This is a genomic window from Polynucleobacter sp. MWH-UH2A, assembly GCF_018687195.1.
Lineage (GTDB): Bacteria > Pseudomonadota > Gammaproteobacteria > Burkholderiales > Burkholderiaceae > Polynucleobacter.
The window spans coordinates 1,427,429-1,452,808 of sequence record NZ_CP061321.1; the positions used below are offsets into that span (position 1 = coordinate 1,427,429).

At 46.3% G+C, this 25,380-nt stretch carries 28 protein-coding genes; 9 read left to right on the forward strand and 19 right to left on the reverse strand.

From position 1 onward, the window contains the following. Positions 1-9: 9 nt before the first annotated feature. From IC571_RS07465 to IC571_RS07475, 3 genes are read left to right on the forward strand one after another with little or no spacing between them, the layout of a single operon-like run. A complete protein-coding gene (locus IC571_RS07465) occupies positions 10-1,269 on the forward strand; it encodes a glycosyltransferase family 9 protein (protein WP_215315695.1) in 1,260 nt (419 codons plus the stop codon). Positions 1,270-1,273: 4 nt separating this feature from the next. Beyond that, a complete protein-coding gene (locus tag IC571_RS07470; protein WP_215315696.1) occupies positions 1,274-2,065 on the forward strand; it encodes a phosphatase PAP2 family protein in 792 nt (263 codons plus the stop codon). Between the two features lie 5 nt (positions 2,066-2,070). After that, positions 2,071-2,940 carry a 23S rRNA (adenine(2030)-N(6))-methyltransferase RlmJ gene (locus IC571_RS07475; protein ID WP_215315697.1) on the forward strand — a complete coding sequence of 290 codons (870 nt, stop codon included), beginning with the start codon at positions 2,071-2,073 and terminating at the stop codon, positions 2,938-2,940. 10 nt (positions 2,941-2,950) lie between these two features. Here the strand turns inward: IC571_RS07475 and IC571_RS07480 are convergent, their stop codons facing one another. Genes IC571_RS07480 through IC571_RS07530 form a run of 11 tightly spaced genes read right to left on the reverse strand, consistent with a single transcriptional unit; the run spans position 2,951 to position 11,690 of the window. Beyond that, complete coding sequence (locus IC571_RS07480) at positions 2,951-3,895, reverse strand: LD-carboxypeptidase (protein WP_215315699.1); 945 nt, start codon at positions 3,893-3,895, stop codon at positions 2,951-2,953. Beyond that, entirely contained in the window at positions 3,892-4,350 is a 459-nt protein-coding gene (gene tadA, locus IC571_RS07485; protein WP_215315700.1) for a tRNA adenosine(34) deaminase TadA, read from the reverse strand. The genes IC571_RS07480 and tadA overlap by 4 nt, the downstream gene beginning before the upstream one ends. Beyond that, positions 4,351-4,815 (reverse strand): 6-carboxytetrahydropterin synthase QueD, encoded by a 465-nt coding sequence (gene queD / locus IC571_RS07490; protein WP_215315701.1) that lies wholly within the window; start codon positions 4,813-4,815, stop codon positions 4,351-4,353. A 39-nt stretch (positions 4,816-4,854) separates the two neighbouring features. Next, entirely contained in the window at positions 4,855-5,508 is a 654-nt protein-coding gene (gene queE, locus IC571_RS07495; RefSeq protein WP_215315703.1) for a 7-carboxy-7-deazaguanine synthase, read from the reverse strand. 28 nt (positions 5,509-5,536) lie between these two features. Beyond that, the gene (locus tag IC571_RS07500) at positions 5,537-6,265 is read right to left on the reverse strand and encodes a hypothetical protein (protein WP_215315705.1); all 729 of its coding nucleotides are present in this window, start codon (positions 6,263-6,265) and stop codon (positions 5,537-5,539) included. Continuing rightward, positions 6,241-6,942 carry a hypothetical protein gene (locus tag IC571_RS07505; RefSeq protein ID WP_215315707.1) on the reverse strand — a complete coding sequence of 234 codons (702 nt, stop codon included), beginning with the start codon at positions 6,940-6,942 and terminating at the stop codon, positions 6,241-6,243. The genes IC571_RS07500 and IC571_RS07505 overlap by 25 nt, the downstream gene beginning before the upstream one ends. 27 nt (positions 6,943-6,969) lie before the next feature. Next, positions 6,970-7,767, reverse strand: a complete 798-nt coding sequence (locus tag IC571_RS07510; RefSeq protein WP_215315708.1) for a ferritin-like domain-containing protein — start codon at positions 7,765-7,767, stop codon at positions 6,970-6,972. A gap of 14 nt (positions 7,768-7,781) precedes the next feature. Further along, positions 7,782-9,389: a glutamine-hydrolyzing GMP synthase gene (guaA, locus tag IC571_RS07515; RefSeq protein ID WP_215315710.1), complete on the reverse strand. Its 1,608-nt coding sequence runs from the start codon at positions 9,387-9,389 to the stop codon at positions 7,782-7,784. Positions 9,390-9,425: 36 nt separating this feature from the next. After that, positions 9,426-10,889, reverse strand: coding sequence for an IMP dehydrogenase (guaB, locus tag IC571_RS07520; protein WP_215315712.1), 1,464 nt, complete (start codon positions 10,887-10,889; stop codon positions 9,426-9,428). 26 nt (positions 10,890-10,915) lie between these two features. Beyond that, positions 10,916-11,266, reverse strand: a complete 351-nt coding sequence (locus IC571_RS07525; RefSeq protein ID WP_215315713.1) for an RnfH family protein — start codon at positions 11,264-11,266, stop codon at positions 10,916-10,918. Beyond that, the gene (locus tag IC571_RS07530) at positions 11,259-11,690 is read right to left on the reverse strand and encodes a type II toxin-antitoxin system RatA family toxin (RefSeq protein WP_215315715.1); all 432 of its coding nucleotides are present in this window, start codon (positions 11,688-11,690) and stop codon (positions 11,259-11,261) included. Before IC571_RS07530 ends, IC571_RS07525 begins: the two co-directional genes overlap by 8 nt. A 25-nt stretch (positions 11,691-11,715) precedes the next feature. On the opposite strand from IC571_RS07530, the gene smpB reads away from it, so the two are divergent. The 5 genes from smpB to IC571_RS07555 all read left to right on the forward strand — a co-directional run bounded on the left by smpB (position 11,716) and on the right by IC571_RS07555 (position 16,430). Then, the gene (gene smpB / locus IC571_RS07535) at positions 11,716-12,168 is read left to right on the forward strand and encodes an SsrA-binding protein SmpB (protein ID WP_215315717.1); all 453 of its coding nucleotides are present in this window, start codon (positions 11,716-11,718) and stop codon (positions 12,166-12,168) included. 101 nt (positions 12,169-12,269) lie between these two features. After that, positions 12,270-13,682 carry a circularly permuted type 2 ATP-grasp protein gene (locus tag IC571_RS07540; protein WP_215317867.1) on the forward strand — a complete coding sequence of 471 codons (1,413 nt, stop codon included), beginning with the start codon at positions 12,270-12,272 and terminating at the stop codon, positions 13,680-13,682. Positions 13,683-13,685: 3 nt separating this feature from the next. Further along, positions 13,686-14,663 carry an alpha-E domain-containing protein gene (locus IC571_RS07545; RefSeq protein ID WP_215315718.1) on the forward strand — a complete coding sequence of 326 codons (978 nt, stop codon included), beginning with the start codon at positions 13,686-13,688 and terminating at the stop codon, positions 14,661-14,663. Positions 14,664-14,675: 12 nt separating this feature from the next. Beyond that, a complete protein-coding gene (locus IC571_RS07550) occupies positions 14,676-15,473 on the forward strand; it encodes a transglutaminase family protein (protein ID WP_215315720.1) in 798 nt (265 codons plus the stop codon). A gap of 63 nt (positions 15,474-15,536) precedes the next feature. Continuing rightward, complete coding sequence (locus tag IC571_RS07555; protein ID WP_215315722.1) at positions 15,537-16,430, forward strand: peptidase; 894 nt, start codon at positions 15,537-15,539, stop codon at positions 16,428-16,430. Positions 16,431-16,471: 41 nt separating this feature from the next. Here IC571_RS07555 and ppsA read toward each other — a convergent pair whose 3' ends face one another. Beyond that, positions 16,472-18,877: a phosphoenolpyruvate synthase gene (ppsA, locus tag IC571_RS07560; protein WP_215315723.1), complete on the reverse strand. Its 2,406-nt coding sequence runs from the start codon at positions 18,875-18,877 to the stop codon at positions 16,472-16,474. Positions 18,878-18,983: 106 nt separating this feature from the next. Here ppsA and IC571_RS07565 point away from each other — a divergent pair, with 106 nt between their 5' ends. Next, entirely contained in the window at positions 18,984-19,811 is an 828-nt protein-coding gene (locus IC571_RS07565; RefSeq protein ID WP_215315724.1) for a pyruvate, water dikinase regulatory protein, read from the forward strand. Between the two features lie 14 nt (positions 19,812-19,825). On the opposite strand, the gene IC571_RS07570 is transcribed toward IC571_RS07565, so the two are convergent. From IC571_RS07570 to IC571_RS07600, 7 genes are all read right to left on the reverse strand, one after another. Next, positions 19,826-20,650: an RNA methyltransferase gene (locus tag IC571_RS07570; RefSeq protein WP_215315726.1), complete on the reverse strand. Its 825-nt coding sequence runs from the start codon at positions 20,648-20,650 to the stop codon at positions 19,826-19,828. A gap of 3 nt (positions 20,651-20,653) precedes the next feature. After that, entirely contained in the window at positions 20,654-21,247 is a 594-nt protein-coding gene (gene rnhB / locus IC571_RS07575) for a ribonuclease HII (protein ID WP_215315727.1), read from the reverse strand. Continuing rightward, the gene (lpxB, locus tag IC571_RS07580; protein ID WP_215315728.1) at positions 21,244-22,509 is read right to left on the reverse strand and encodes a lipid-A-disaccharide synthase; all 1,266 of its coding nucleotides are present in this window, start codon (positions 22,507-22,509) and stop codon (positions 21,244-21,246) included. The genes rnhB and lpxB overlap by 4 nt, the downstream gene beginning before the upstream one ends. Further along, complete coding sequence (lpxA, locus tag IC571_RS07585; RefSeq protein ID WP_215315729.1) at positions 22,469-23,266, reverse strand: acyl-ACP--UDP-N-acetylglucosamine O-acyltransferase; 798 nt, start codon at positions 23,264-23,266, stop codon at positions 22,469-22,471. Before lpxA ends, lpxB begins: the two co-directional genes overlap by 41 nt. Then, positions 23,266-23,715 (reverse strand): 3-hydroxyacyl-ACP dehydratase FabZ, encoded by a 450-nt coding sequence (gene fabZ / locus IC571_RS07590; protein WP_173956137.1) that lies wholly within the window; start codon positions 23,713-23,715, stop codon positions 23,266-23,268. Before fabZ ends, lpxA begins: the two co-directional genes overlap by 1 nt. A 69-nt stretch (positions 23,716-23,784) precedes the next feature. Further along, positions 23,785-24,837 (reverse strand): UDP-3-O-(3-hydroxymyristoyl)glucosamine N-acyltransferase, encoded by a 1,053-nt coding sequence (gene lpxD / locus IC571_RS07595; RefSeq protein WP_215315730.1) that lies wholly within the window; start codon positions 24,835-24,837, stop codon positions 23,785-23,787. Positions 24,838-24,840: 3 nt separating this feature from the next. Then, positions 24,841-25,368: an OmpH family outer membrane protein gene (locus IC571_RS07600; RefSeq protein WP_215315732.1), complete on the reverse strand. Its 528-nt coding sequence runs from the start codon at positions 25,366-25,368 to the stop codon at positions 24,841-24,843. Positions 25,369-25,380: the final 12 nt, after the last annotated feature.

Below are 25,380 nucleotides of genomic sequence, written 5' to 3' on the forward strand. Positions count from 1 at the left end.
AGCAAAACTATGGCTATTAGCGTGAATACTATGCGAGCAATTGATCATTGGGTTGGAGTACCCCTATGTGCAATTGTGAGCCCTGTGGTGGCATTAATGGACCGCGTAAAAAGCATCTTTAGTCGCGAGTCTGATGCACCTAAAAAACTACTCTTTATTGAGCTATCAGAAATGGGAAGTGCGATTTTGGTAGATCCGGCCATGCGGAATGCACAAGCACGTGGCGCCGAGATCTTCTTCTTAATCTTTAAAAGCAATCGCGCGAGTCTCACCTTACTCAACACAGTCAAACCAGAAAATATCTTCACCATTGACTCTTCTAGCCTCGGCGGTCTCATCAAAGATACTTTGCGCTTTTTGATTTTGGCTCGCTATCACCGCATTGATACCGTCATCGATTTGGAGCTATTCTCACGGTTCACCGCCCTTCTTACAGGTCTATGTGGTGCCCGTAAACGCGTTGGCTATCACATCTTTCATGGTGAAGGTTTATGGCGCGGTTTTATGTTGACGCGTAAAGTGCACTACAACCCGCACATTCACATTACTAAAAACTTTTTGTCCCTTATTCATGCTGCATTTGCTAAAGAGATTGAAGTTCCTTTTAGCAAGGTTCATATTTCTGACGACGAAGTAAAACTTGAGCAAGCCGTCATTAATCCTGATGTTTTAAAGAAGGTGCTGTCTCGTATTGAAAAGAAGGCTTCGGAAGCCGGCATTCCTTTTACTTACGGCAAAAACCGTATTATTTTGATTAATCCAAATGCTAGCGACCTCTTGCCACAACGCCGCTGGTCACAACAACGCTTCTCTGAGCTTATTCAGGCCGTCAATCAACGCTATCCCGATGATCTGATTTTGATCACTGGCTCACCGGCTGAATTTGTATATGTTGATAAAGTGCGCTTTGTTGCCAATGTAAAAAATGCTCTCAATTTTGCTGGCCAAGTGAGCTTTGCCGAATTACCTCCGCTCTATACACTCTCAGATGTAATGGTGACCAATGATTCCGGTCCAGGACACTTTTCTGCAGTAACGCCACTCAGAACTGTAGTGCTGTTTGGACCTGAAACTCCTGCGCTCTATGGTTCAGTTGGCAACTCGATTGCAATCACCGCAAACCTTGCTTGCTCTCCCTGTGTCAGTGCAGCCAATCATCGCAAGACACCATGTCACGATAATGTTTGCATGCAAGCGATTAGCGTTGCTCAAGTATTGGAAAAAGTGAGCATTCAATTGCAAGCGGCAGACCAGGCAAAAGGCCGCTAACTAAATGAGCAAGAAAGCGATTCCTGCGCTAGCTTGGTTTATCCCGCTTTTACCAATTGCACTTGCCTCGGCGATTTATTTTGGCGAACTCCAAAGCAGCAGTTTCTTATTCATCAATCGCTTTACTCAACCCTTACCTGATACTGCATGGGCTTGGCTCACATTTTTAGGCAATGGCTGGGGAATATTTGCGCTGTCATTCCCATTGTTATTGTTAGCGCCGCGGATCTTTAGTGCTGGAATTTTGGGCGGCGTCATTTCTGCAATTGCGAGCACTATTCTTAAAAATATCTATGACTTACCAAGACCAGCAGGCTTATTAGAGGAAGGTAGCTTTCACCGCATTGGCGAACCCCTTCTCTATAAAGCCTTTCCGTCAGGCCATACCCTTACTGCCTTTGCAATCGCAAGCGCTTTGTATTTTTCTTGTTCCAAAGATAAACGCGCTCACCTACTGATGCTTTTTGTAATCGCCAGTCTTGTGGGTTTGTCTCGCAACGCCGTTGGCGCTCACTGGCTCACAGATGTTTTGGCAGGTGCAGGGGTAGGCATGTGGTGTGGCATGCTTGGCGCCCATCTGGCCGCTTATATTCCTGACGGACAACTCAAGCCCCAATCCATGTGGAATCGCTTTATCGCAATTGGGGGGCTTGTATCAATTTATGCCCATTACACCCAAGTAATGGACCTCGAATTGAATCTTCCCCTGCAATATGCTTCTATTGCGATAGTGTCGATCACCCTAATATTTTTTATCAAGGCACAGACCGGTAACTCGCAAGAGAAAGCGGAGTAATTCTGATGTTTAGCTACCGACATGCTTTTCATGCAGGCAGTCATGCTGACATTCTGAAACACATCGCCCTCATTCAGCTAGTTCAATATTTACAAGAAAAGCCTAGCGCATTAACGATTGTTGATACCCATGCTGGTGCTGGTATATACAGCCTAGAAGATGGCTTTGCTACCGTTAGTAAAGAGGCTGAGGGCGGTATCTTTCGTCTACAGCAGTTCATTGAATCCGGGAATACCATCCCCGAAAGTATTCAGCAATACCTTGAGTGTGTTTATGCAGAAAATGCTCCAGGCAAGATTAAGATCTACCCAGGGTCGCCATTTATTCTTGCGCGCTTCTTGCGACCCCAAGATCGTCTGAAGTTATTTGAATTACACCCCAAAGAAATTGATATTCTGCGTCAGAATGTCGCCCAGCTGAAACAAGCTAAGCAAATAGACATCTATGCTGAAGATAGTTTTAGCAGACTAAAAGGTCTGCTACCTCCTCCTAGTAGGCGCGGTCTTGTACTCATTGACCCATCTTACGAAGATAAGCAAGATTACCGAAATCTCGAGGTCGCCATTGAAGAAGCTTTGCGTCGTTTTGCAACTGGCTGTTATGCAATTTGGTACCCCGCCATTTCTCGAAGAGAATCTGCAGAACTTCCAGAGCGCATGAAGAGAATTGCAAATGCCAATAAACGATCTTGGCTACACGCAGAGTTAAGAGTCGAAAATGCCCCGGGAGAACGTCGTTTGCAAGCCAGTGGCATGTTCATTATTAACCCACCCTGGACGCTAGAGAAGCATCTAGCCGAAGCAATGCCAGTACTAGTTAAAGCACTGGGCTTGGATGGTGGTGCAAAATTGATATTGAAGAGTTTTGAGGCCTAAAGAGCCTCGCTTACCAACTAGCTTTAATACTAAATCCGGCTGGACTGTACTCTAGGGTCGCTTTTGCCCCAACCGGAAGAGTGAGCTTATCAGCCTGATGCCCAAATGGTAAGTCCGTCAGAATTGGAATTTGTACTGGCAAACGCTTGCGAATGGTTTCGATAGCGCGCTCAAGGTTGTAACCCTTATCGTTATCGTACAAACGATAAGAAGAAAAACCGCCCAACAATATTGCAGACTGATTTTGTAGAATGCCGGCATCTAAAAGCTGCATTAACATTCTTTCCAGTCGGTAAGGATGCTCATTAACATCTTCTAAAAACAAAATGCCGCTCTTCGTTTGTGCCGATGATGGCAAATAAGGCGTTCCGACAAGGCTGGCTATGACAGTCAAATTACCGCCCCAAAGCATTCCCGAGATTTGACATGTGGCGGCATTACCCAAGAATGATTGTGGAGCCTGAATTTGACAATCTAACTTGCGGTCTTGTACGGCTGATACGAAATGCTTCCACATAAATGAATCTGGCGCAATCAACTTGCCATTCTCATCAAATCGACCAAAGTCATAATTGAGCATAGGGCCAGATAGCGTAACTGCACCAGTTTTTGCTAATAGACCAAGCTCAAAAACAGTGAAGTCACTATGTCCGCAAATTTGCAATCCACTCTTCACTGCTGTAGCAATGGCGACCCACTCGATATCAGGCAATAAACGATGAATGCCATAACCACCACGCATCGCCATCACTAGATTTTTTGGGTCAACTTTTGCTAAACCATTTAATTCATTTAAACGCTCAGCATCACTGCCAGCAAAACGCTCTTGAATGCGATGAACACACTGAGCATTGGCAATCTCAATGCCTCGGCTTTGAAGATAGGCAATGCCTGCTTCAGGACTTTTAGGGTCGATATTAGCGCCCGAGGGGGCAATGAGATAAATGGATTTCATCTGCGCTCCTTAAAGAAGCTGCGTAGCAGTTGACCACACTCTTCACCCATAACCCCACCCTCGACCGTAGTCTGATGATTAATTTGTTTAGAAGAGAATACATCCAAAACACTTCCGGCAGCACCAGTCTTTGGATCGGGCGCCCCATAGACCACACGATCAACCCGCGCATGAAGCATTGCGCCAGCACACATCGTGCAGGGCTCCAAAGTAACGTACAGAGTGCTGCCAGGTAGACGGTAGTTTTCTTCAGCCTTAGCGGCTGCCCTCAGTGCTAACATTTCAGCATGGGCACTTGGATCGGAATGAGTAATGGGCTGATTAAATGCCTTCGAAATAACCACACCATCTCGCACTAAAACTGCACCCACAGGAACTTCACCCGCTAATGCAGCTAACTGCGCTTGCTCAATCGCCAGCTGCATAAATTGATGATCAAGTTCCGCTTGACTCATTTATGAATGATGGACATCTGCCCAGCAATTAGGTGTCTCATAAAGACGAACAGCTGAGAGTTCAAGGCGGCCACCAAAAGCTTGATTAAACACCGGTTGCAAAATTGCAAAAGCGGCATTTGCTAAGTTTTCTACTGTAGGCACATGCTCCATGATCACGGTTTTGTGATTTGGTAGGCTCGCCAAGAATGCCACTAATTTTTCATCTTCTTTTGCGACCAAGAATGCATGATCCCAAGGCTCCACCACGTACTGGTTTGTAAGGCGCTTGATATCTCCAAAGTCCAATACCATGCCATCGTCCGCCTTACCGGGATGGTCTGCCACCTCACCAGTGAGGGTGACCTCAATTGCATAACGATGTCCGTGCAAATGTCGGCATTGACCATCATGATTGGGGATACGATGGCCCGAATCAAACTCAAGGCGACGTGTAATAGAAATATTAGATGGTTTTTTAGTCATTCAGATTTATTAAAAGCTTGGCCGTAGAAAACGCCCTATTTATCGAATTCCAATCAGTTTATGCGATTGAATACTTAATCTCCATAATGGACGCTTTTGGCACAAGGCTACAGCCAATTCGGTATTGCTCTTTAGGTTTGGTCCATCAATGGGCTGCAAGAATCGGTTACGGTAATCCATTTTCTCAAACCGAGACATCAATTTTTCAAGAGAATCATGTCCAACTTGCGGCACTACCAATTTCAACTCATTGGCTTGAAGAACGATGAGATCTGATCCTGCCTTTGGGCTGACACATACCCAATCCACACCCTTAGGAACTTTAATAGTGCCATTCGTTTCAACGGCCACCTCAAAACCTTTTTGATGAAGTGCATCGATAAGATCTTCATCCAACTGCAATAACGGCTCGCCGCCAGTAAAGACTACATAACGTTGTTGAGGGCCTGCTGCGGTACTTTTCCAAGATTCTTCAATTGCACCAGCAAGATCTTGTGCGGAATTGAATTTACCGCCACCAATACCATCGCTACCCACAAAATCAGTATCGCAAAATTGACAAACCGCACTAGCGCGATCTTCTTCGCGACCGCTCCACAAATTACATCCAGCGAAACGGCAAAATACAGCAGCACGACCAGCGTGCGCACCCTCGCCTTGGAGTGTCGGAAAAAGTTCTTTTACGGTATACATAGCAATACGCTCATTTTAAGCGTATTGCTTACTTCCAGGAGACTAGCTCCCACTGCCAATAGTCTTCCCAGTAAGCATTGGACCAAAAGACACCTGGCGTGATGTAGCGCCCAGACCCTCTACGTATGACCCAACGACCGATTTCTGGGGAGAACCAAACATCCTCCTCACGAATATTCATCACCCTAAATAAGTCATTGCTTTCAAAATACGGGATTTCATTATGGTAATGAAGAGTGAGGAAACGGCCTGCTGCTGTAGATATTTGCTCCCAACCCAATGCCGTCATATTGAGGCCCCAGTAAAAACTGCTCCCTGGATTTGATACCACCTCATAACGCGATTTATAAAAAGCATTCCACCCTGCTTGCAACTGTGTTGGCCATAAAGGAATAGGTTGTTGAAATTTTTGCGCAGGACTCCAATGAGGGTCCTGCAAAACATATCCCCATGGCGACTGAACTTCGTCTGGAAGTGAGCCTGCTTTAACGCCCGTACGCTGAATCCGAATCACATCACCTACAGAAATAATCTTCTCGGTTACGGTGTCAACAACCTCTTGGTTAAAGACATTGCGTACTTGGTATACCCATTCTTGGCCAAGCTTTGGAGCCCTAACTGTTGGAGCAGGAATAGGCTGCGCTAGAGCTGGACCATCGGGAAAGGATTGTGAAGAAATACACCCCACCAACAATGTTGATAGGGTGATGGATAGAAAGACTCTCCAAAGAATCAATTGTAAGCGGTCAACTGCCACTGCAAACTATCTTCTAAATTGGGAGTTCCGAGCTGACCTTGAATCATGTATGAACCAGAAGACTCACGTGCAACCCAGCGACCAATGCTCGGCGCAAACCAAACCGTTTCTTTGCGAATGCAATTGACTTTATTGTCGTCATTACTCTCGTAATTAACTAGGCTTTGGTAACGCAAGGTGAGAAAGGTTCCAGCGGGAACAGTAATCTGCTCCCAACCATGGGCGCTCATATACTCCTGCCAACTGTAGGCTGAGTCTGGATATCCTGCTAATTTATATTTAGTAATAAATTGCTTGTTCCAGGTAGCACTCAACTCTTGAGGCCACAATGGTATCGCAGGGCTAAAGCTCACTACTTTTGGCCACTGAGGATCGGTCTGAACCACACCCCAAGGACCCTGGATTTCATTCGCCAATCTACCGCCGCTCTCATCCAAACGCTCAATCACAATAGTTGACCCAACACTGGCTACTCGCTCAGTAACTAAACCGAGATTTTTACCATCAAACACATCCCGTTTGATATAGGTCCACTCTTGCCCCACTTTCGGTGGGCGAACGGGTGGTAGTGGATTGGGTTGCGCAACGGGAGTACCGCGCTCATAACCTAATGGCACACCACATGCTACTGGCGCCAAAGCGGCTGAAGTGATGAATAAACGACGAGATAAATTCATATTTCCTCCATAGATCTACTAAACCAACTATACCCCAAGCAAACTTAATTCTTCAACCGTAAATCCCGCTTGCTTGCGAGCATCCAGATTGAATGGGCCTCTCATTTTTGGAGCGCGGTATTGCCTTGCTAAATCTCGATAAGTTGAAATTGGGGATATGGCCGCCTTGTTACATAAATAATTAAACCAATGATTGCCAATAGAAACATGTCCAATCTCGTCGCGGAGAATAATTTCAAGAATTTCGACGGCGCGTGCATCTTTTACTTGTTTAAATCGATCACGAATCATCGGCACAGCATCAAGGCCTCTCGCCTCCATGGTCCTGGGCACCAAGGCCATTCTGGCAATGACGGAATCTTGTGTTCTTTCCACCATCTCCCACAAACTATTGTGGGCCTGAAAGTCGCCATAAGAATATCCAATGGTTTGAAGATATTCATTAATGAGAGTGAAATGATAGGCCTCTTCTTTGGCCACTTTTAACCAATCTGCATAGTATTGCTCCGGCATTTCTGGAAACCGCCAAATAGCATCTAGCGCGAGATTAATAGCATTAAATTCAATATGCGCTAATGAATGCAGCAGAGATGCCCGGCCCTCAGCCGTATCCATCTTTCTTTTAGGCACCTCTAGAGGGGGAACTAACTCTGGTTTTTGTGGTCGACCAGGAAGCTGAAGATTTGCGCCATCATAGATTGCAGCACTATCAATTTTCAGACCTTGTTGTTGATAGCCATCAAACAACTGAAATATTAGACTAACCTTGATCTGTGGATCAGTTATTGCCAAAATTTCAAGGGCGGCTTGGCGTAACTCAGTCATCTAAAAGCCGATACTTATTCCCACTCGATCGTAGCAGGAGGTTTTCCACTGATATCGTAAACAACGCGATTGATGCCGCGCACTTCATTAATGATGCGATTGGAAACCTTGCCAAGTAAATCATGCGGCAAATGCGCCCAATGTGCAGTCATAAAGTCTTGAGTTTGAACGGCTCTGAGTGCAACAACGTATTCATAGGTTCTACCATCACCCATTACACCCACTGACTTCACTGGCAAAAATACCGCAAATGCTTGACTGGTCAAGTCATACCAAGATTTTTGGCTAACTTCATCAATCGTATTGCGCAACTCTTCAATAAAAATCGCATCCGCTCTTTGCAAGAGACTAGCAAACTCCGCTTTGACTTCACCCAAAATACGAACACCAAGGCCTGGTCCAGGGAAAGGATGGCGGTAAACCATTTCACGCGGTAATCCTAAGGCGACACCAAGCTCACGCACTTCATCTTTAAAGAGCTCACGCAAAGGCTCGAGCAACTTCAGATGCATATCTTCAGGCAGACCGCCTACGTTGTGGTGGCTCTTAATAGTATGGGCACCTTTTTTACCTTTACCAGCAGATTCAATCACATCAGGATAGATGGTGCCTTGCGCCAACCACTTTGCATTCTTGATCTTTCCAGACTCAGTCTGAAAAATCTCCACAAATTCTTTGCCAATAATTTTTCGCTTAGCCTCTGGATCAGCAACACCAGCAAGCTTAGACATAAAGGTGTCTTTTGCATCCACTCGAATCACCTTCACGCCTAGATTGCGCGCAAACATCTCCATCACCATGTCGCCTTCATTGAGACGAAGCAGGCCATGATCTACAAATACACAAGTCAATTGATCGCCAATAGCACGGTGAATCAATGCGGCGGCAACGCTCGAGTCGACGCCACCAGATAAGCCGAGGATCACCTCTTCATCGCCAACCTGCTTACGAATATGTTCAACCGCTTCCGCAATATAGTCGCCCATCACCCAATCTGGCTTGCAGCCACAGATCTGATGTACAAAGCGCTCCAGAATGGCAGCTCCTTGAATGGTGTGGGTTACTTCAGGGTGAAACTGGAATGCATAGAAGCGACGCTTCTCATCTGCCATACCTGCGATCGGACAGGAATCTGTCGAGGCCATTAATGAGAACTCTGGTGGCAATGTGGTTACTGAGTCACCATGACTCATCCACACCTTCAGAATGCCATGACCTTCACTAGTAGAAAAATCTTGTATGCCTTTGAGTAGATTTGTGTGTCCATGTGCGCGCACTTCGGAGTATCCGAATTCACGTGCCTTACCAAGTGACTCAGCGGATGCAACCGCGCCACCCAACTGAGTAGCCATGGTTTGCATACCGTAGCAGATGCCTAATACAGGAACGCCGAGTTCAAAAACAATTTGCGGTGCTCGTGGACTTCCAGCCTCTGTAACTGAGCTTGGTCCACCTGAGAGGATGATTCCTTTGCCGCCTTGCTCTTGAATGAACTTGCGAATGAATTCTGGATCGCAATCATAGGGGTGTATCTCTGAATACACCCGACCATCCCGCACACGTCTTGCAATTAATTGAGTTACTTGTGAACCAAAGTCGAGAATCAGTATTTTGTCGTGCACGAAACAATCACTCTTTAAGTCAGCGTTTATTTATTTTTAATCAATATGGTAGTTAGGCGCTTCCTTAGTGATCTTCACATCATGCACATGCGACTCACGCACACCCGCTGATGTAATTTCCACAAAATTGGCTTTTTCATGCAGTTCAGCAATTGTCTTGCAACCCAGATAACCCATGGAGGAACGAATACCACCTGTCAATTGATGCAAGATGGCAAGCACGCTACCTTTATAAGGAACTTGGCCTTCAATACCTTCAGGCACGAGCTTCTCTGCATTCGCAACAATATCGCTTTGGAAATAACGATCGGCCGAACCATCAGCCATCGCGCCCAAAGAACCCATACCGCGATAACTCTTGTAAGAGCGTCCTTGGTACAAGAACACCTCTCCTGGAGCTTCTTCAGTACCTGCAAACATGCCGCCCATCATGACAGCACTCGCACCGGCAGCCAATGCTTTAGCTACGTCTCCAGAATAGCGAATACCACCATCAGCAATCAGCGGAATCCCGGTGCCCTTGAGCGCAGTCGCAACATTCACGATTGCCGAAATCTGAGGAACACCAACACCAGCCACAATACGAGTAGTACAAATTGAGCCAGGGCCAATTCCCACTTTCACACCATCAGCACCGTGATCAGCCAGCGCTTTTGCCGCTTCACCCGTGGCAATATTGCCGCCAATGACTTGCACCTGCGGATAGTTCTTCTTAACCCATTTAACGCGATCGAGGACGCCTTGACTATGACCGTGAGCGGTATCCACCACAATCACGTCAACGCCAGCGCGTACTAATAGCTCGATACGCTCATCATTATCTGGACCCACGCCAACAGCCGCACCCACGCGGAGCTTACCTTCGCTGTCTTTACATGCATTCGGGTGTTCAGTCGCCTTCAGAATATCTTTAACAGTGATTAGGCCGCGCAATTCAAATTTGTCATTAACAACAAGCACTCGCTCTAAGCGATGCTGACTCATCAAGCGTTTTGCTTCCTCTAATGAGGCACCCTCTTTTACAGTCACTAAACGCTCACGTGGAGTCATCTTGTTTTTTACTGGCGCATCCAAGTCTTCTTCAAAGCGCAAATCACGGTTAGTGATAATGCCAACAACTTCTTTGCCGACTAAAACTGGGAAACCAGAGAAACCATGCTCACGCGATAGCTGAATCACTTGACGCACTGTCACATCGGGGCTGATTGTGATCGGATCTCGCAGAACACCAGACTCATAACGCTTTACTTTTGCCACTTCACGAGCTTGCTCGGAGGGCTTCAAGTTTTTATGAACAATACCGATACCACCCTCACTGGCCATGGCAATTGCCAAACGACCTTCTGTTACGGTATCCATCGCAGCAGATACTAACGGCGTGTTTAGTGAGATATCCCGAGTTAATTTACTAGCCAGACTGGCATCTCGAGGGAGTACCGATGAATAAGCCGGTACGAGGAGCACATCGTCAAAAGTGAGTGCTTTTTGAATGAGTCGCATGCAAAACCCCTAGTCGCAAAAACAGATTATAGCCTCCTAGCCCTCCTTTTGGCTGCCGCAGCCTGGAATTTGGCGTCCTGGTTCTGGTTAGCCTTCTTACGGCGGACCGCTTTAGGGTCGATTAACAAAGGAGAGTACAGCTCTAGACGGTCTCCTTCATAAATGGGGCTATCCCAGTCCTTGCGCTTCCCAAAAACCCCAAAACAGCCCTTTCTGGCTAGAGCTGGATCGTCTTGGCTAAATACCAATCCTGCTTTTACTAGGGCAAGTCCAACCGTCGGACTCTCATCCGACTTGATGACAAGCTCGAATGGCTTGAGATTGGGTTCGCCCGCTCTTGCATCACAAAGCCAAATATTGAGCACTTGATCAACCATAGAGCTCTTCTGCGCGCTTCACAAAGCAGTCCACAAATGTTCCGGCGATATGACCAAAAACAGGTCCAATAATTTTGTCCAAAATCACACTTTTAAACTCCCAATGCAATTTGAATTCCACCTTGCATGCATCTTCACGCAGGGGAATGAAATTCCATTGGCCTGAAAAATGCTTAAATGGCCCATCCACAAATACCATATCAATGGTTTCGGGTCGATGATTCACATTCCGGGTATGGAAAAACTGATTAATTCCCTTAAAGTTGATATTGATTTTGGCGTCCAAAACGGTTTCAGTCTGCTCAAAGATTTCCACTCCCCCGCACCAGGGCAGGAACTCGGGGTATCGCGCTACATCAGTCACCAAACCATACATTCGGTCAGCTGATTGGCCAATTAAAACGGTCTTGTAGACGTCTGCCATAATCGTTGTTGGAAGCTAAATAAATATGAGTATCGTCGATAACAAAAAAGCCTTCTTCGATTATTTTATCGAGGAGCGCTTTGAGGCAGGGCTAGTCTTGGAGGGCTGGGAAGTAAAAGCCATCCGCGCAGGCCGAGTGCACATCAAGGAAGCGTATGTAGTGATACGCAAGGCGGAGCTATTTCTGATTGGTTGCCATATTACCCCCCTGCTTTCCGCCTCCACTCATATTGTTCCAGATAACGTCCGAACCAGAAAACTACTATTAAACGCAATCGAGATTCGTAAGCTGATTGGCAAAGTAGAACAAAAAGGCTACACACTAGTTCCCCTAAATCTGCATTTCTCCAAAGGTCGAGTGAAATGTGAGATTGGTTTAGCAAGAGGCAAGAAACAACATGACAAGCGCGCTGCTACTAAAGAGCGCGAATGGGAAGTACAAAAAGGCAGGATTGCCCGGGGCGACCTCAACGCCTAAAGACCAGGATTTGAGCACGGTGCACTTGTCTGGTGCAACACGGCACCAAGCTGTTTCAATTTCCAGATTTTGGCTTTTCTACAGGCATTAGCTTAATAGGCATGACACTGCCTTTTGATGAAATGCTTGATGCCTCTGGCAAAGCGCGCCCCCACTACCAAATTTTTCATAATTGGTTGAAACAGCAAAGCGATACCCTTATGGGTCTCAAACGTGCTGAGGCTGACCTGATCTTTAGACGTGTCGGCATTACGTTTGCAGTCTATGGAGACGATCTGGGCGCCGAGAGAACCATTCCGTTCGACCAAGTTCCTCGCATCTTTGCAGCCAAGGAGTGGGAACAGCTCGAGGCCGGATTAAGACAACGGGTCAAAGCACTCAATCGCTTCATCTACGACGTCTACCACGATGAAGAAATTATTAAGGCTGGTATTGTTCCAGCAGAACAAATTTTCAATAATGCGCAATACCGTCCTGATATGCGCAATGTCAATGTACCGCGTGATATTTATGCACAGATTGCCGGTATCGATATTGTCAGAGCAGGTGAAGGCGAATTCTACGTGCTTGAAGACAACTTGCGCGTGCCATCCGGAGTCTCTTACATGGTTGAAGACCGCAAAATGATGATGCGGCTTTTCCCTGACCTATTTCAAAAATACCGTATCGCTCCAGTAGAGCATTACCCAGACCTTTTATTAGAGTGCCTCAAATCTGTAAAACCCGATGATGTTAAAAAACCGAATGTTGTAGTTTTGACTCCCGGTATGTATAACTCTGCTTATTTTGAGCATAGCTATTTAGCGCAGCAGATGGGCGTAGAGCTAGTTGAAGGCAAAGACCTATTTGTCAAAAACGAGCAGGTGTATATGCGCACTACTCAAGGCCCTGAGCGCGTGGATGTTATCTACCGCCGTGTTGATGATGACTTTTTAGACCCACTTGCATTCCGCTCGGACTCCACACTTGGAGTAGCGGGACTGCTGTCAGCCTATCGAGCGGGCAACATCACGCTAGCGAATGCCATAGGCACTGGTATTGCTGATGACAAATCCATCTACCCCTATGTGCCAGACATGATTGAGTTCTATCTCGGAGAAAAACCGATTCTGAATAATGTTCCGACTTTTCAGTGTCGTAAAGCAGACGATCTTGCCTACACCTTAGCTAATTTAGAAAAACTGGTAGTTAAGCTGACTCATGGCGCTGGTGGTTACGGCATGTTGGTAGGGCCAGCATCTACAAAGGCAGAGATTGAAGAATTTAGGGCGCACTTGATCGCAAACCCAGACAAATATATTGCACAACCTACTCTTGCCCTCTCCACCTGCCCTACTTTTGTGGAGTCAGGTGTAGCGCCCAGACACATTGATTTGCGCCCTTTTGTTTTGTCTGGCAAAACCATCAAGATGGTACCCGGCGGTCTTACTCGGGTCGCTCTAAAGGAAGGCTCACTAGTGGTGAACTCTTCTCAGGGTGGCGGCACTAAAGACACCTGGGTATTGGAGGAATAAGCCATGTTGAGCCGCACTGCTGACTGCCTTTACTGGATGGCGCGATACACAGAGCGTGCGGAAAATACCGCCCGCATGCTCGATGTAAACCACCAAACCTCCTTATTACCCCAGCCACCAGAATTCTTGGAACAAAGCTGGAAAAAATTACTCACGATTTCTAAATTAGAAAATGCATTTTTGAGTAAATATGATGTGGTCAATCGCGAGAATGTATTGGATTTCATGATTTATGAAACTAGCAACCCATCCAGCATTGTTTCGTGCCTCTTCGCTGCGCGCGAGAATGCTCGAGTCATACGCGGAAAGATCACCTCTGAGGTATGGGAAACACAAAACACCACATGGCTAGAATTGCAACGCATTCTGCAAACTCGACATCAAGCCGATCCAAGCAGACTGCTGGAATGGGTTAAACACCGTTGCCATTTGTTTAGAGGGGTGATGCATGGCACGATGATCAAAAATGAATCTTTCTATTTTATTGATGTCGGCACATTACTAGAGCGGGCTGATAATACAGCCCGTATTTTAGAAACAAAATACGAGGATCAGGAAGCGCTGACAGCACTAGGCAAGACTCGGGCAATTGAAGAAGATTCAAGCGGGGAGTTTTTTGATTTTTATCACTGGGCAGCCTTATTGAGATCAGTGTCTGCCTTTGAAATTTATCGTCAAATTTACTCGGATCAAGTTACTCCAAAACAAGTGGCAGAGCTGTTGATTTTTAATAAGCAAATGCCGCGCTCGTTAGTATGTTGCGTGAACGAATTAATTCCCTTAGTTTCTGAGGTTAAAAATCAGCAATCCAAAGAGATTGAACGTTTACTTGGAAAGCTAAAAGCGAGTTTAGATTATTCCGATGTTGATGAAGTATTTGAGCAAGGGCTCGAGGAATTTATCGAGAGCTTTTTAGAGCGAATCAATCACATCGCCGATGAATTCAGTAGTGCCTATCTGATTCCCTTAGCTGTGGCTTAGAACAATACACCTATGCACCTAAAAATACGACACCGCACCGAATATCGATATGAAACTCCAGTGCGCTACTCCATTCAAGAGTTACGCCTGACTCCACCTACTACTGCAGGACAAGAAGTAGAGCGCTGGAAGATTAATACACCAATTAAAGCCTCAAACTCTGTAGATGCCTTCAGCAATCTATGCAGCATATTTGTTCAAGAGGCCTCATACACATCGATGATGATCGAGGCCGATGGTGAGATCTTCACCCAAGATGCGCACAAGTACGCTGACGACCCTAAGGCTGTCTCACCTTACTACCTTCTGCAGCAAACACGCTTGACAGAGCCTTCTGAGGAAATGATGGACTTTTTCTCAGCTTCACTACCCAAGAAAAACAACATTGATGAGATTCTCAAGCTAGCATCTGCAGTACAAGGCGCGATTGAATATGCCCCCGGCAAAACGAACTTTGCTACAACGGCAGCCCAATCCTTTGCCATGCGGTCTGGCGTTTGCCAAGATCATGCACATGTAATGCTAAGCCTTTGTAGAGCAGCACAAATACCAGCACGATACGTTAGTGGCTACTTTTTCGCCGAGGAATCCCCTAATTTAGCAAGTCATGCCTGGATTGATTTTTGCAGTGATATTGATAATGGCGTCTGGAATAGTGTAGACATTACTCACGCCTGCTTGACTGATGCTCGACATGTACGCTTAGCTATTGGTTGCGATTACTATTCTGCAGCCCCAGTCAAAGGTGTTCGCACTGGCGGTATTGGCGAAGAACTGAGTGCGAATATCTCGATTCAGCAGTTATCCTAATTATTCAACGCTCTTGCTTAGGGCTTAAGTAATAATGGTCAAAATTATTGAGGAATTGTGTATATGACGTATTGCGTTGGGCTCTGCCTAAAAGATGGCCTTGTATTTTTATCGGACACCCGCACGAATGCTGGAGTTGATCAAATAGGGACATTTCGGAAAATGGCCTTATTCCAGAAGGATGGTGATCGCTTCTTTGCCATGATGAGCGCTGGCAATCTTGCCGTCACCCAAGCAGTTAAAGAAATTCTGCTACAAGGCCAACTCTTCCATGGCAAAAATCTTTGGAATGTGGAGAACTCGCATGACGCTGCCGTTGTCATTGGCGAGGCGGTCAAGCAAGTCTATGATCGAGATCACAAGGCGCTTGAAAAAGCCGGAATTGATTTCAACTGCAATCTGATCTTTGGTGGCCAAGTAAAAGATGAGAGGCCTCGCTTATTCAACATCTATTCCGCAGGTAATTTCATTGAAGCTACTCCAGAGACCTGCTATTTCCAAATTGGCGAAGCTAAGTATGGCAAGCCCATCCTCGATCGAGTGGTCAATTTTTCTACCCCATTAAATCTTGCCACCAAGTGCGCCTTGATTTCAATGGACTCCACCTTAAACAGTAATATCTCCGTTGGTCTTCCATTGGATCTGTTGGTCTACGAAAAGAATTCCTTAAAAGCTAGCAAACTCGTTACTCTAGACGAATCAAATCCTTACTTTCAGATGATTCATCGCTTGTGGGGTGAAAAACTTCGTGATGCGTTTAACTCCATTGCCGAACCTAGCTGGAGTGGAGCCCAAAAATCTAGTGCGATATCTGAGCCCGCAAAAAAGATGGGGGCGGTTCCAATCCATCGTCTATCAGCTATAACGGCAAAGCAGTCTAAAACTAAAGCGACTGCGGGCACTAATCCAGCCACTAAGAAACCTGCGAAAAAGGTCGCAACCAAGAAAAAAGCCTAGAGTCTCCTCTAGGCTTTTTATTAACCACTATTTAAGACAGCTTAGGCTTTTAAACTCTTACCAAGCATTTCCCAAGTTTCAACTACGCTGTCTGGGTTTAGTGAGATAGAAGTAATGCCTTTCTCAACTAGCCAACGCGCGAAGTCTGGATGATCGGAAGGGCCTTGACCGCAAATACCGACATATTTATCTTGCTTGCGACAAGCAACGATTGAGCGTTCAACCATAAACTCCACGGCTGGATCACGCTCATCAAAGTCGATTGCCAACAATTCCATACCAGAGTCACGATCAAGACCGAGTGTTAGCTGAGTCATATCGTTCGAGCCAATCGAGAAGCCGTCAAAATACTCTAAGAACTGATCAGCCAAGATAGCGTTAGATGGAATCTCACACATCATGATGAGGCGTAAGCCATTTACACCACGCTTCAGGCCAAACTTCTCCATCATATTGATGACGCGCTCTGCTTGCTTGATAGTGCGTACAAATGGAACCATGATCTCAACGTTATCAAGACCCATGTCTTCACGGACACGCTTCATCGCAGCACATTCCAATTCAAATGCTTCGCCGAACTCTTCTGACACGTAGCGGGATGCGCCACGGAAACCTAACATTGGATTTTCTTCATCGGGCTCATAACGCGATCCGCCAATGAGTTTCTTGTACTCGTTTGACTTAAAGTCAGACAAGCGCACGATTACTGGCTTTGGATAAAAAGCGGCAGCAATGGTGGCTACACCTTCAACCAATTTATCTTCATAGAATTGACGTGGGCTTGCATAGCCGCGAGCAACACTCTCAACAGCGCGCTTGAGATCAGGATCAATGTTTGGATACTCTAATACTGCGCGTGGATGTACACCAATGTAGTTATTGATGATGAACTCTAAACGCGCCAATCCAACACCTGCATTTGGCAATTGGCAGAAATCAAACGCTAATTGTGGGTTACCGATATTCATCGTGATCTTCACAGGAATATCTGGCAATGCACCACGAGAAACTTCAGTCACCTCAGTTTCAATCAAGCCATCATATATATGGCCTTCATCACCCTCCGCACAAGAGACAGTCACCACCATGCCATCTTGTAATTGCTCGGTGGCATCACCGCAACCCACTACTGCAGGCACACCTAACTCACGGGCAATGATCGCCGCGTGGCAAGTACGACCACCGCGGTTGGTCACAATCGCAGAGGCGCGCTTCATTACTGGCTCCCAGTTCGGGTCAGTCATATCTGCAACTAAAACGTCGCCAGGCTGCACTCGATCCATTTCGCTCGGATCGCGAATGATGCGCACTGGACCAGCACCAATCTTTTGACCAATCGCACGACCTTTTGCCAATACCTTAGAGCTACCTTTGAGCTTGTAACGCATCTCGACTTGACCAGCCGCTTGGCTCTTTACCGTCTCAGGACGCGCTTGCAAAATGTAGATGCGTCCATCTTGACCATCTTTACCCCACTCAATATCCATTGGGCGGCCATAGTGCTTCTCAATGATGACGGCGTACTTTGCTAACTCAGTAATGTCTGCATCCTCTAATGAAAAACGATTACGTTTCTCGGGCGTGACATCGACTGTTTGCACTTTCTCAGCTGAACCCTTTGGTGCAAATTGCATTTGAATCAACTTAGAACCCAAGGTACGACGAATGATTGCTTTCTTACCTTGCGCTAATGTGGTCTTAAATACATAAAACTCATCTGGATTAACAGCACCTTGTACAACCGTTTCACCCAAACCATAGCTAGAGGTAATGAACACTACATCCTCAAAACCAGATTCCGTATCCAACGTGAACATCACACCAGAAGCGCCTAAGTCCGAGCGCACCATGCGTTGAATACCAGCAGATAAGGCAACTTCTTCGTGAGCAAAGCCCTTATGAACGCGGTAGGAGATGGCGCGATCGTTATAGAGGGACGCAAAAACTTCACGAATCTTCTTTAAAACATCCTCAATACCTTCCACGTTCAAGAAAGTTTCTTGCTGACCTGCAAATGAGGCATCAGGCAAGTCTTCTGCAGTAGCGGATGAGCGAACAGCAAAAGAGCCTTTGCCAGAATCATCTAAGGTAGCGAATGCTTTACGAATATCTTCCTCAAGCTTTGGCTGAAATGGCGCTGTTTCAATCCATTGACGAATCTCTGCACCAGCTTGAGCTAGAGCGCGTACATCATCAATATTGAGACCTTCCAAACGCTTTTGAATGCGCTCAGTCAAATTATTGTGTTGTAAAAAATCACGGAACGCTAATGCCGTTGTTGCAAAACCAGTTGGTACACGAACCCCGGTTGAAGCAAGTTGTGAAATCATTTCACCTAAGGACGCATTTTTACCGCCGACTGACTCAACATCTGTCATTCGAAGTTGCTCAAAAGGCAAAACATAGGCATTAGCCATACTGCTATTTTGTTGCTGTTGGTTGGACATAAAATACTCTCTAAAGATAAGGAAACTGGTCAAGCGGTCGCCTAAAATGCGACTTCATTTAATATGATTCTATTGTAGTTCTGACCCTCACATTTAGGCCAAATTGATGTCTACCGAAACCCGTATTGTTTTTATTGTCTCTGACGGCACAGGCATTACCGCCGAGAACTTCAGCCAGTCGATTTTGGCGCAATTTGAGGCCAGTTTTAAGCATATTCGGATCCCGTTTGTAGATAGTGTTGACAAGGCTCATGAGGCTGTCAGCAGCATTAACCAGGCCGCCAGTAAATATGGGGTTCAACCCATTGTTTTCACCACCTTGGTGAATGCTGAGCTCAACTCCATCGTCGCCAAGGCCAATGGCCTAATTTTGGACATGTTTCAGACATTCGTAGCCCCTCTTGAGGCTGCCCTTGGCATGAAATCGACTCATGCCATGAACCGCCTGCACCACAATGCTGACACCGAGGCCTATAAAAACCGAATTGAGGCAATCAACTACTCTTTGGCACATGATGATGGGCAATCCAACCAAAACTTAGCTGAGGCTGACGTGATTTTGGTCGGGATATCTCGAGTGGGTAAAACACCAACCAGTCTCTATCTTGCTATGCAATATGGCCTAAAAGCCGCCAATTACCCATTAATTCCGGAGGATTTTGAGCGAGGTCAGTTGCCCAAAGATCTGGTGCCTTATCGCCAAAAAATCTTTGGCCTGATGATTGACGCTGAACGCCTCTCGGAAATTCGTAATGAACGACGTCCGGGCAGCAACTATGCCAAGCTTGAAAATTGCCGTTATGAAATTAACGAAGCAACGGCGATGATGAAAAAACAATCGATTCCGTGGGTGATGACTACAAGTAAATCCATTGAAGAAATTGCTACCACCGTATTGCAAGCCATCAAGTCGGATAAAACCATCCTCGGATAGTTTTCTTGCTGAGCTCAGGTGCGTCTCACGCGCATTGTTTCAAATAAGCAAATAGCGGCTGCGGTAGAAACATTGAGTGACTCGACTCGTGGATCAATTGGTATAGAAACCCCTTTTGCCTGAGCAAGCAGATCATCGGACACACCTTGACCTTCACTTCCCATTACCCAAGCCACTGGATTTAGCAATTCTTGCTTTAAAGTAAACAGGTCTTGCTCTGCTTCTGCAGTTGCAGCCATCAGCGGTGCCGTTACTGCACTTAAAACCTGTTGATTGGTCCAGCCCTCATACAGATCCAATAAACGGTGGGCCCCCATCCCTGCTCGTAAAACCTTGCTAGACCAAAGGTGAGCACAACCCGATAAGGCAATGATTTGCGTAAACCCAGCAGCTGCGGCCGTGCGCAGAATAGTGCCAACGTTACCCGCATCCTGAATGCGATCCAAAATCACGACATCCCCATCTAAATTCGCAAGGGATTGAGCTGCTACCAAAGAAGATTTGGGTAGCTCCAATAATCCTGCAATATGAGGGGCGTTCACCAGATCACTCAGCAAATCCCATAAAGCGCTATCCAATTGATAAACCTTGGTATCAGGACAGATTTCTATTTGTGAATAAACGGCTTCAGCGATTTCTGCATTCTTCAAGCCCGCCTCAGAGGTAAAAATGGTCTTTAATGCAGGATCACCTACCCAAGTTTGGACGAGATGAATCCCTTCAAGCAAAGCGCATCCACTACTGATTCTCGCTTTTTGACCCTTAGATCCGGTTGCCTGCAATAAACGCAGTTCTTTAAATAGCGAATTTTCTTTAGAGGTAATTTGATCGAAGTTCATCGCTTAGCTCGCAACAGATTCCAAGACTTTTCTGACAGGAGAAAAACTTCGGCGATGCTCTGAGCAGACGCCGTATTGCTTGAGAGCCGCAAAATGCGCCTCAGTAGGATAGCCCATATGCTGAGCAAATCCATACTCTGGATGCCGTTCATGCAGGCGCATCATTTGTCGATCACGTGTTACTTTCGCCACAATCGAGGCTGCCGAAATTGCGGGCTCTTTTGCATCACCCTTCACGATTGCTTCAGCCGCAATGGGCAGTTCGGGACACCGGTTGCCGTCAATCAAAGCCTTCTCTGGCCAAGCACCTAAGCGAGTAGTTAAATCCTCTATAGCGCGGCGCATCGCCAACATGGTTGCCTGCAATATATCAATCTGATCGATTTCAGCGGGACTGGCTTCGCCCACCCCCCATGCTTTTGCATTTTCTAGTATTTGCTCATATAAAAAATCACGCTTTGCTGCCGTCAATTTTTTAGAATCTTTTAAGCCGTCAATCGGCTTGTTAGGATCGAGCACTACAGCACCAGCGACCACAGCGCCTACCAATGGACCGCGACCCGCTTCATCCACACCGCAAACCCAAATAAAACTCATGAAGCAATTCGTCCATGACGACGATCCATAATGGTTTGCGCAACCGCCTGAGCAACCATAAGGCCCGTTGGGCGACGCAAGGTTTCGTGCATTTTTGCAAAACGCTCTTTTAGTTGTGCAACCTTACCTGGATGATGGATCCAATCCAAAATTGCAGCACTTAATTTCTCAGGCGTCGCGTCACTTTGCAATAACTCAGGGACAACAAACTCACCACATAAGATATTAGGCAAACCAACATAAGGTAAATATCCCTGGCGTTTCATTATTTGAGCAGTGAGCCAAGGCACCTTATATGAAATCACCATCGGCTTCTTCCACAGAGCGGCCTGCAAAGTAGCCGTTCCGCTCGCAATCAGAACAACATCAGACGCTTCTAAAACTTCATCTGCCATTCCGTCTAGTATATGAATTTGGATATCCGGAAATTGATCCTTGCTTGCTTTCAATAATGCCTCTAAGGGGGCTCGCAAACGAGGAGTGGCAACCGGAATGAGGAAATGCAATTTTTGACCTTGAAGCTTGTCTGCCAATAATTCCATCGTTTCAAAAAACACGGGGGCAATCAACTCAATTTCTGAAGAACGACTACCAGGCAATACTGCAACCACCAAACCATTTAAATAGTCTTGGCTATTCTGATTCGGTAGAAGTACTTGAGCGATCTTTCCTCTAGCTTGAGTTACATTAGGCTCCAGCGGAATTTCACTCGCCAAAGGGTGCCCTACATAAGTAGACGACACGCCCGCGCGATCATAGATCTCAGTTTCAAACGGAAAGATGCAAAGCATGCGATCAACGGCTTGCGTAATTTTTTTAATGCGTCCCGCTCTCCACGCCCAAATGGATGGAGAGACCAGATGTAAAGTGGGGATACCTGCCTTACGCAGTTGTAGTTCTACGCCCAAATTAAAGTCGGGTGCATCAACCCCCAAAAAGACATCGGGGCGACCATCACCCAAAAGATTGGCGATTAACTCTTTACGCAATTTCAGAATGGCGGGCAATTGCTTAATTGCTTCGACATATCCTCGGACACTCAAAGTCTCCATCGGCCAATCAGAGCGCATGCCTTGAGCCAGCATACGCGGGCCACCGATCCCGTAAACCTCCAGGCCAGCCATATCCGGGATTTGATTTAAGGCACTCAGAACTGGCGCAGCTAATAAATCGCCAGAAGGTTCGCCAGCTACACAAGCTAACTTTGGCAAGGCATTCCCGTTATCGAATGATGCCGCGCGTAGAGGCTGCAATAAAGTCATGGAACTGCCCCAGCTTTTCAGCAGTAGCAGCATCGGCCGCACTAGCAGATACCATCTTCTGAATTTCTGCTTTTGCCTCTTCGAAACTTAAGCCATCTTTGTAGAGCACTTTATAAGCTTGGCGCAAGGCTGAAATGGTTTCACTCGAAAAGCCACGACGCTTTAGACCTTCCACATTAATGCCATGAGGAGCAGCCTTATCGCCTGCAGCAATGACAAAAGGTGGAATATCCTGCACTAGCGCAGATGCACCACCTAACATGGCATGCTGCCCAATTCGTACAAATTGATGCACACCAGACATGCCACCCATAATGGCCCAATCGCTCACCTGTACGTGACCAGCAATCTGAGCATTACTAGAGAAGATGGTGTGATTACCAACCTGACAATCATGGGCAATGTGAACGTAAGCCATGATCCAGTTATCGTTACCAATGCGGGTAATACCCTCATCTTGTGATGTACCCGTATGAATCGTTGTGAATTCACGAATGGTATTACGATCCCCAATAATAAGTTGGGTAGGTTCACCGCGGTATTTCATATCTTGAGGTGGTCCACCGATCGCAGCAAAATGTGCAAAAGTATTTTGCTTGCCAATAGTGGTGTGACCTTCGATCACAGTGTGAGAGCCTACCTTGGTTCCGGAACCAATTTTGACGTTCGGGCCAATAACAGAATAAGGGCCAATCTCGACATCGCTGGCAAGCTCAGCCTTGCTATCCACTACCGCAGATGCATGAATGCGAGTCATTACGCGCCTTTCGTCCGAACCGCACAAGTAATATTGGCTTCCGCAGCAATCTCGCCATCAACCGTTGCTTGCACAGCAAACTTATAAATGCCAGCGCGACCCCGCTCTAATTTCGCAGTCATGATTAACTGATCACCAGGCAACACCGGCTTTTTAAACCGTGCTCCATCGATTCCGGCAAAGTAATAAATAGCATCTTCAGCACGCTCTTCAGAAAACGTGAGCAATGCCGCCGTTTGCGCCAACGCTTCAATAATCAATACACCCGGCATGACTGGAAAATCCGGAAAGTGCCCCTGAAAGAAGGGCTCATTCATGGTGACATTCTTTAAAGCGGTGATTGTTTCGCGAGGGGTGATCTCAATAACGCGATCGACCAATAAAAATGGATAACGATGCGGCAATAATTGCAAAATTTTATTGATATCAATTGCGATTGGTGTACTCATAACATGCTTACCTAAGGTTATATTTTTCGATTGATGTTTTATTGATCCCAATCCAAAGATTGTTGACCTTTACTTTTTATCTAATAAGCGTAAACGTTGACGTATTTTATCTAGGCCACGCAAGATAGCCGCATTCTTCTCCCAGGCAGCATGCAACATGGATGGATAAACGCCCGTGAAATGCTGTCCAGGCTCAGTAATAGAGCGAATAATCGAGGTATTACCAGAAACCGTAGTTCTGTCTGCAATAGTCAAGTGGCCAGCGAAGTTTGCGGCACCCCCAATAATGCAGAAGTTGCCGATCTTCGTACTTCCTGAAATTGCCGCACAACCCGCAATCACACAACATTTTCCAATGATTACATTGTGTGCAATTTGCACTTGGTTATCAATTTTGGTTCCCGAGCCAATCACGGTATCGCTCATAGCCCCACGATCAATCGTGGTTGAAGCGCCAATCTCAACATCATCCCCAATAATTACATTTCCAGTTTGGGGAATTTTGACCCATTCACCACCAGTTGCAGAAAAGTCTGGAGCAAAACCAAAGCCATCTGCGCCAATCACTGCGCCACTATGAATAATGCAGCGTTCCCCAATCTGGGTTCCCGCATAAATAGATACCGATGGATAGATCAGTGCATCACTTGCGATCGCGCTATCTTTTGCAATAGACGCATTACCCAAGATCACAACCCGTTCACCCAAACGCACATTGGGGCCAATATGAACAAACGGACCAATATGACATGAAGGAGGAATGATTGCTGATGGATCAATTACCGCGCTTGCATGAATACCGGGGACATGAGCTGGCGCACTCTGTTTTGCAAAATGTTGTGCCATGCGCGCAAAGCTTGCATAAGGATTCTGAGAAACAAAATAAACACGCTTTCCTGAATTTTTTCCGGGATTCGCCTGCAGAAACTCAAGATCAGACCTACTGACAATCAACGCCCCAGCGCCACTATCGGCAGCTTGCTGACGATACAACGGGTTCGATAAAAACGAGATTTGGTTCTGTGTTGCCCGCTCTAGAGGGGCTAAACCAACAAAAGAGTTGGAAGCCTCCCCCACCAAGCTTGCTTGAAACTGATTGGCCAGCTCGATGGCGGTAGGCATAGATTACTTCTGGCTATTCAAGGCCTTGATGACATCATCAGTAATATCAGCCTTAGGACTTACAAAAGCTGCTTCCTGAACAATGATGTCTAACTTACGCTGTTCGGCAATTTGACGCAATATAGTGTTCGCCTTCTCAGCAATCTTAGCGCGCTCCTCGAAAGTACGCTGATTCAGATCCTCGGTGAATTCGCGTTGCTTGCGTTGCAGTTCGCGATCTTGATCCGCCAGCTCACGTTGACGACGCACACGATCCGCCTCATTCATTACTGCCGCATCGCGATCCAACTTCTCAGCGGCTGTTTGGATTTTTTGGGCGCTGTCACGTAAATCATTTTGGCGCTTTGTAAATTCATTTTGCAAACGAGTTTGCATTGCCTTAGCAAGATTGGATTCGTTAAATACCTTTTCAGAATTCACAACGGCTACTCGTGTACCAGCATCTTGCGCAAAAACATGCGGCGCTGAGATTACTAAGGCTACAGCAGCCAAAATCCATTGAAGCGATTTAGAGAATTGAACAAACTTCATAAATACTTTCCT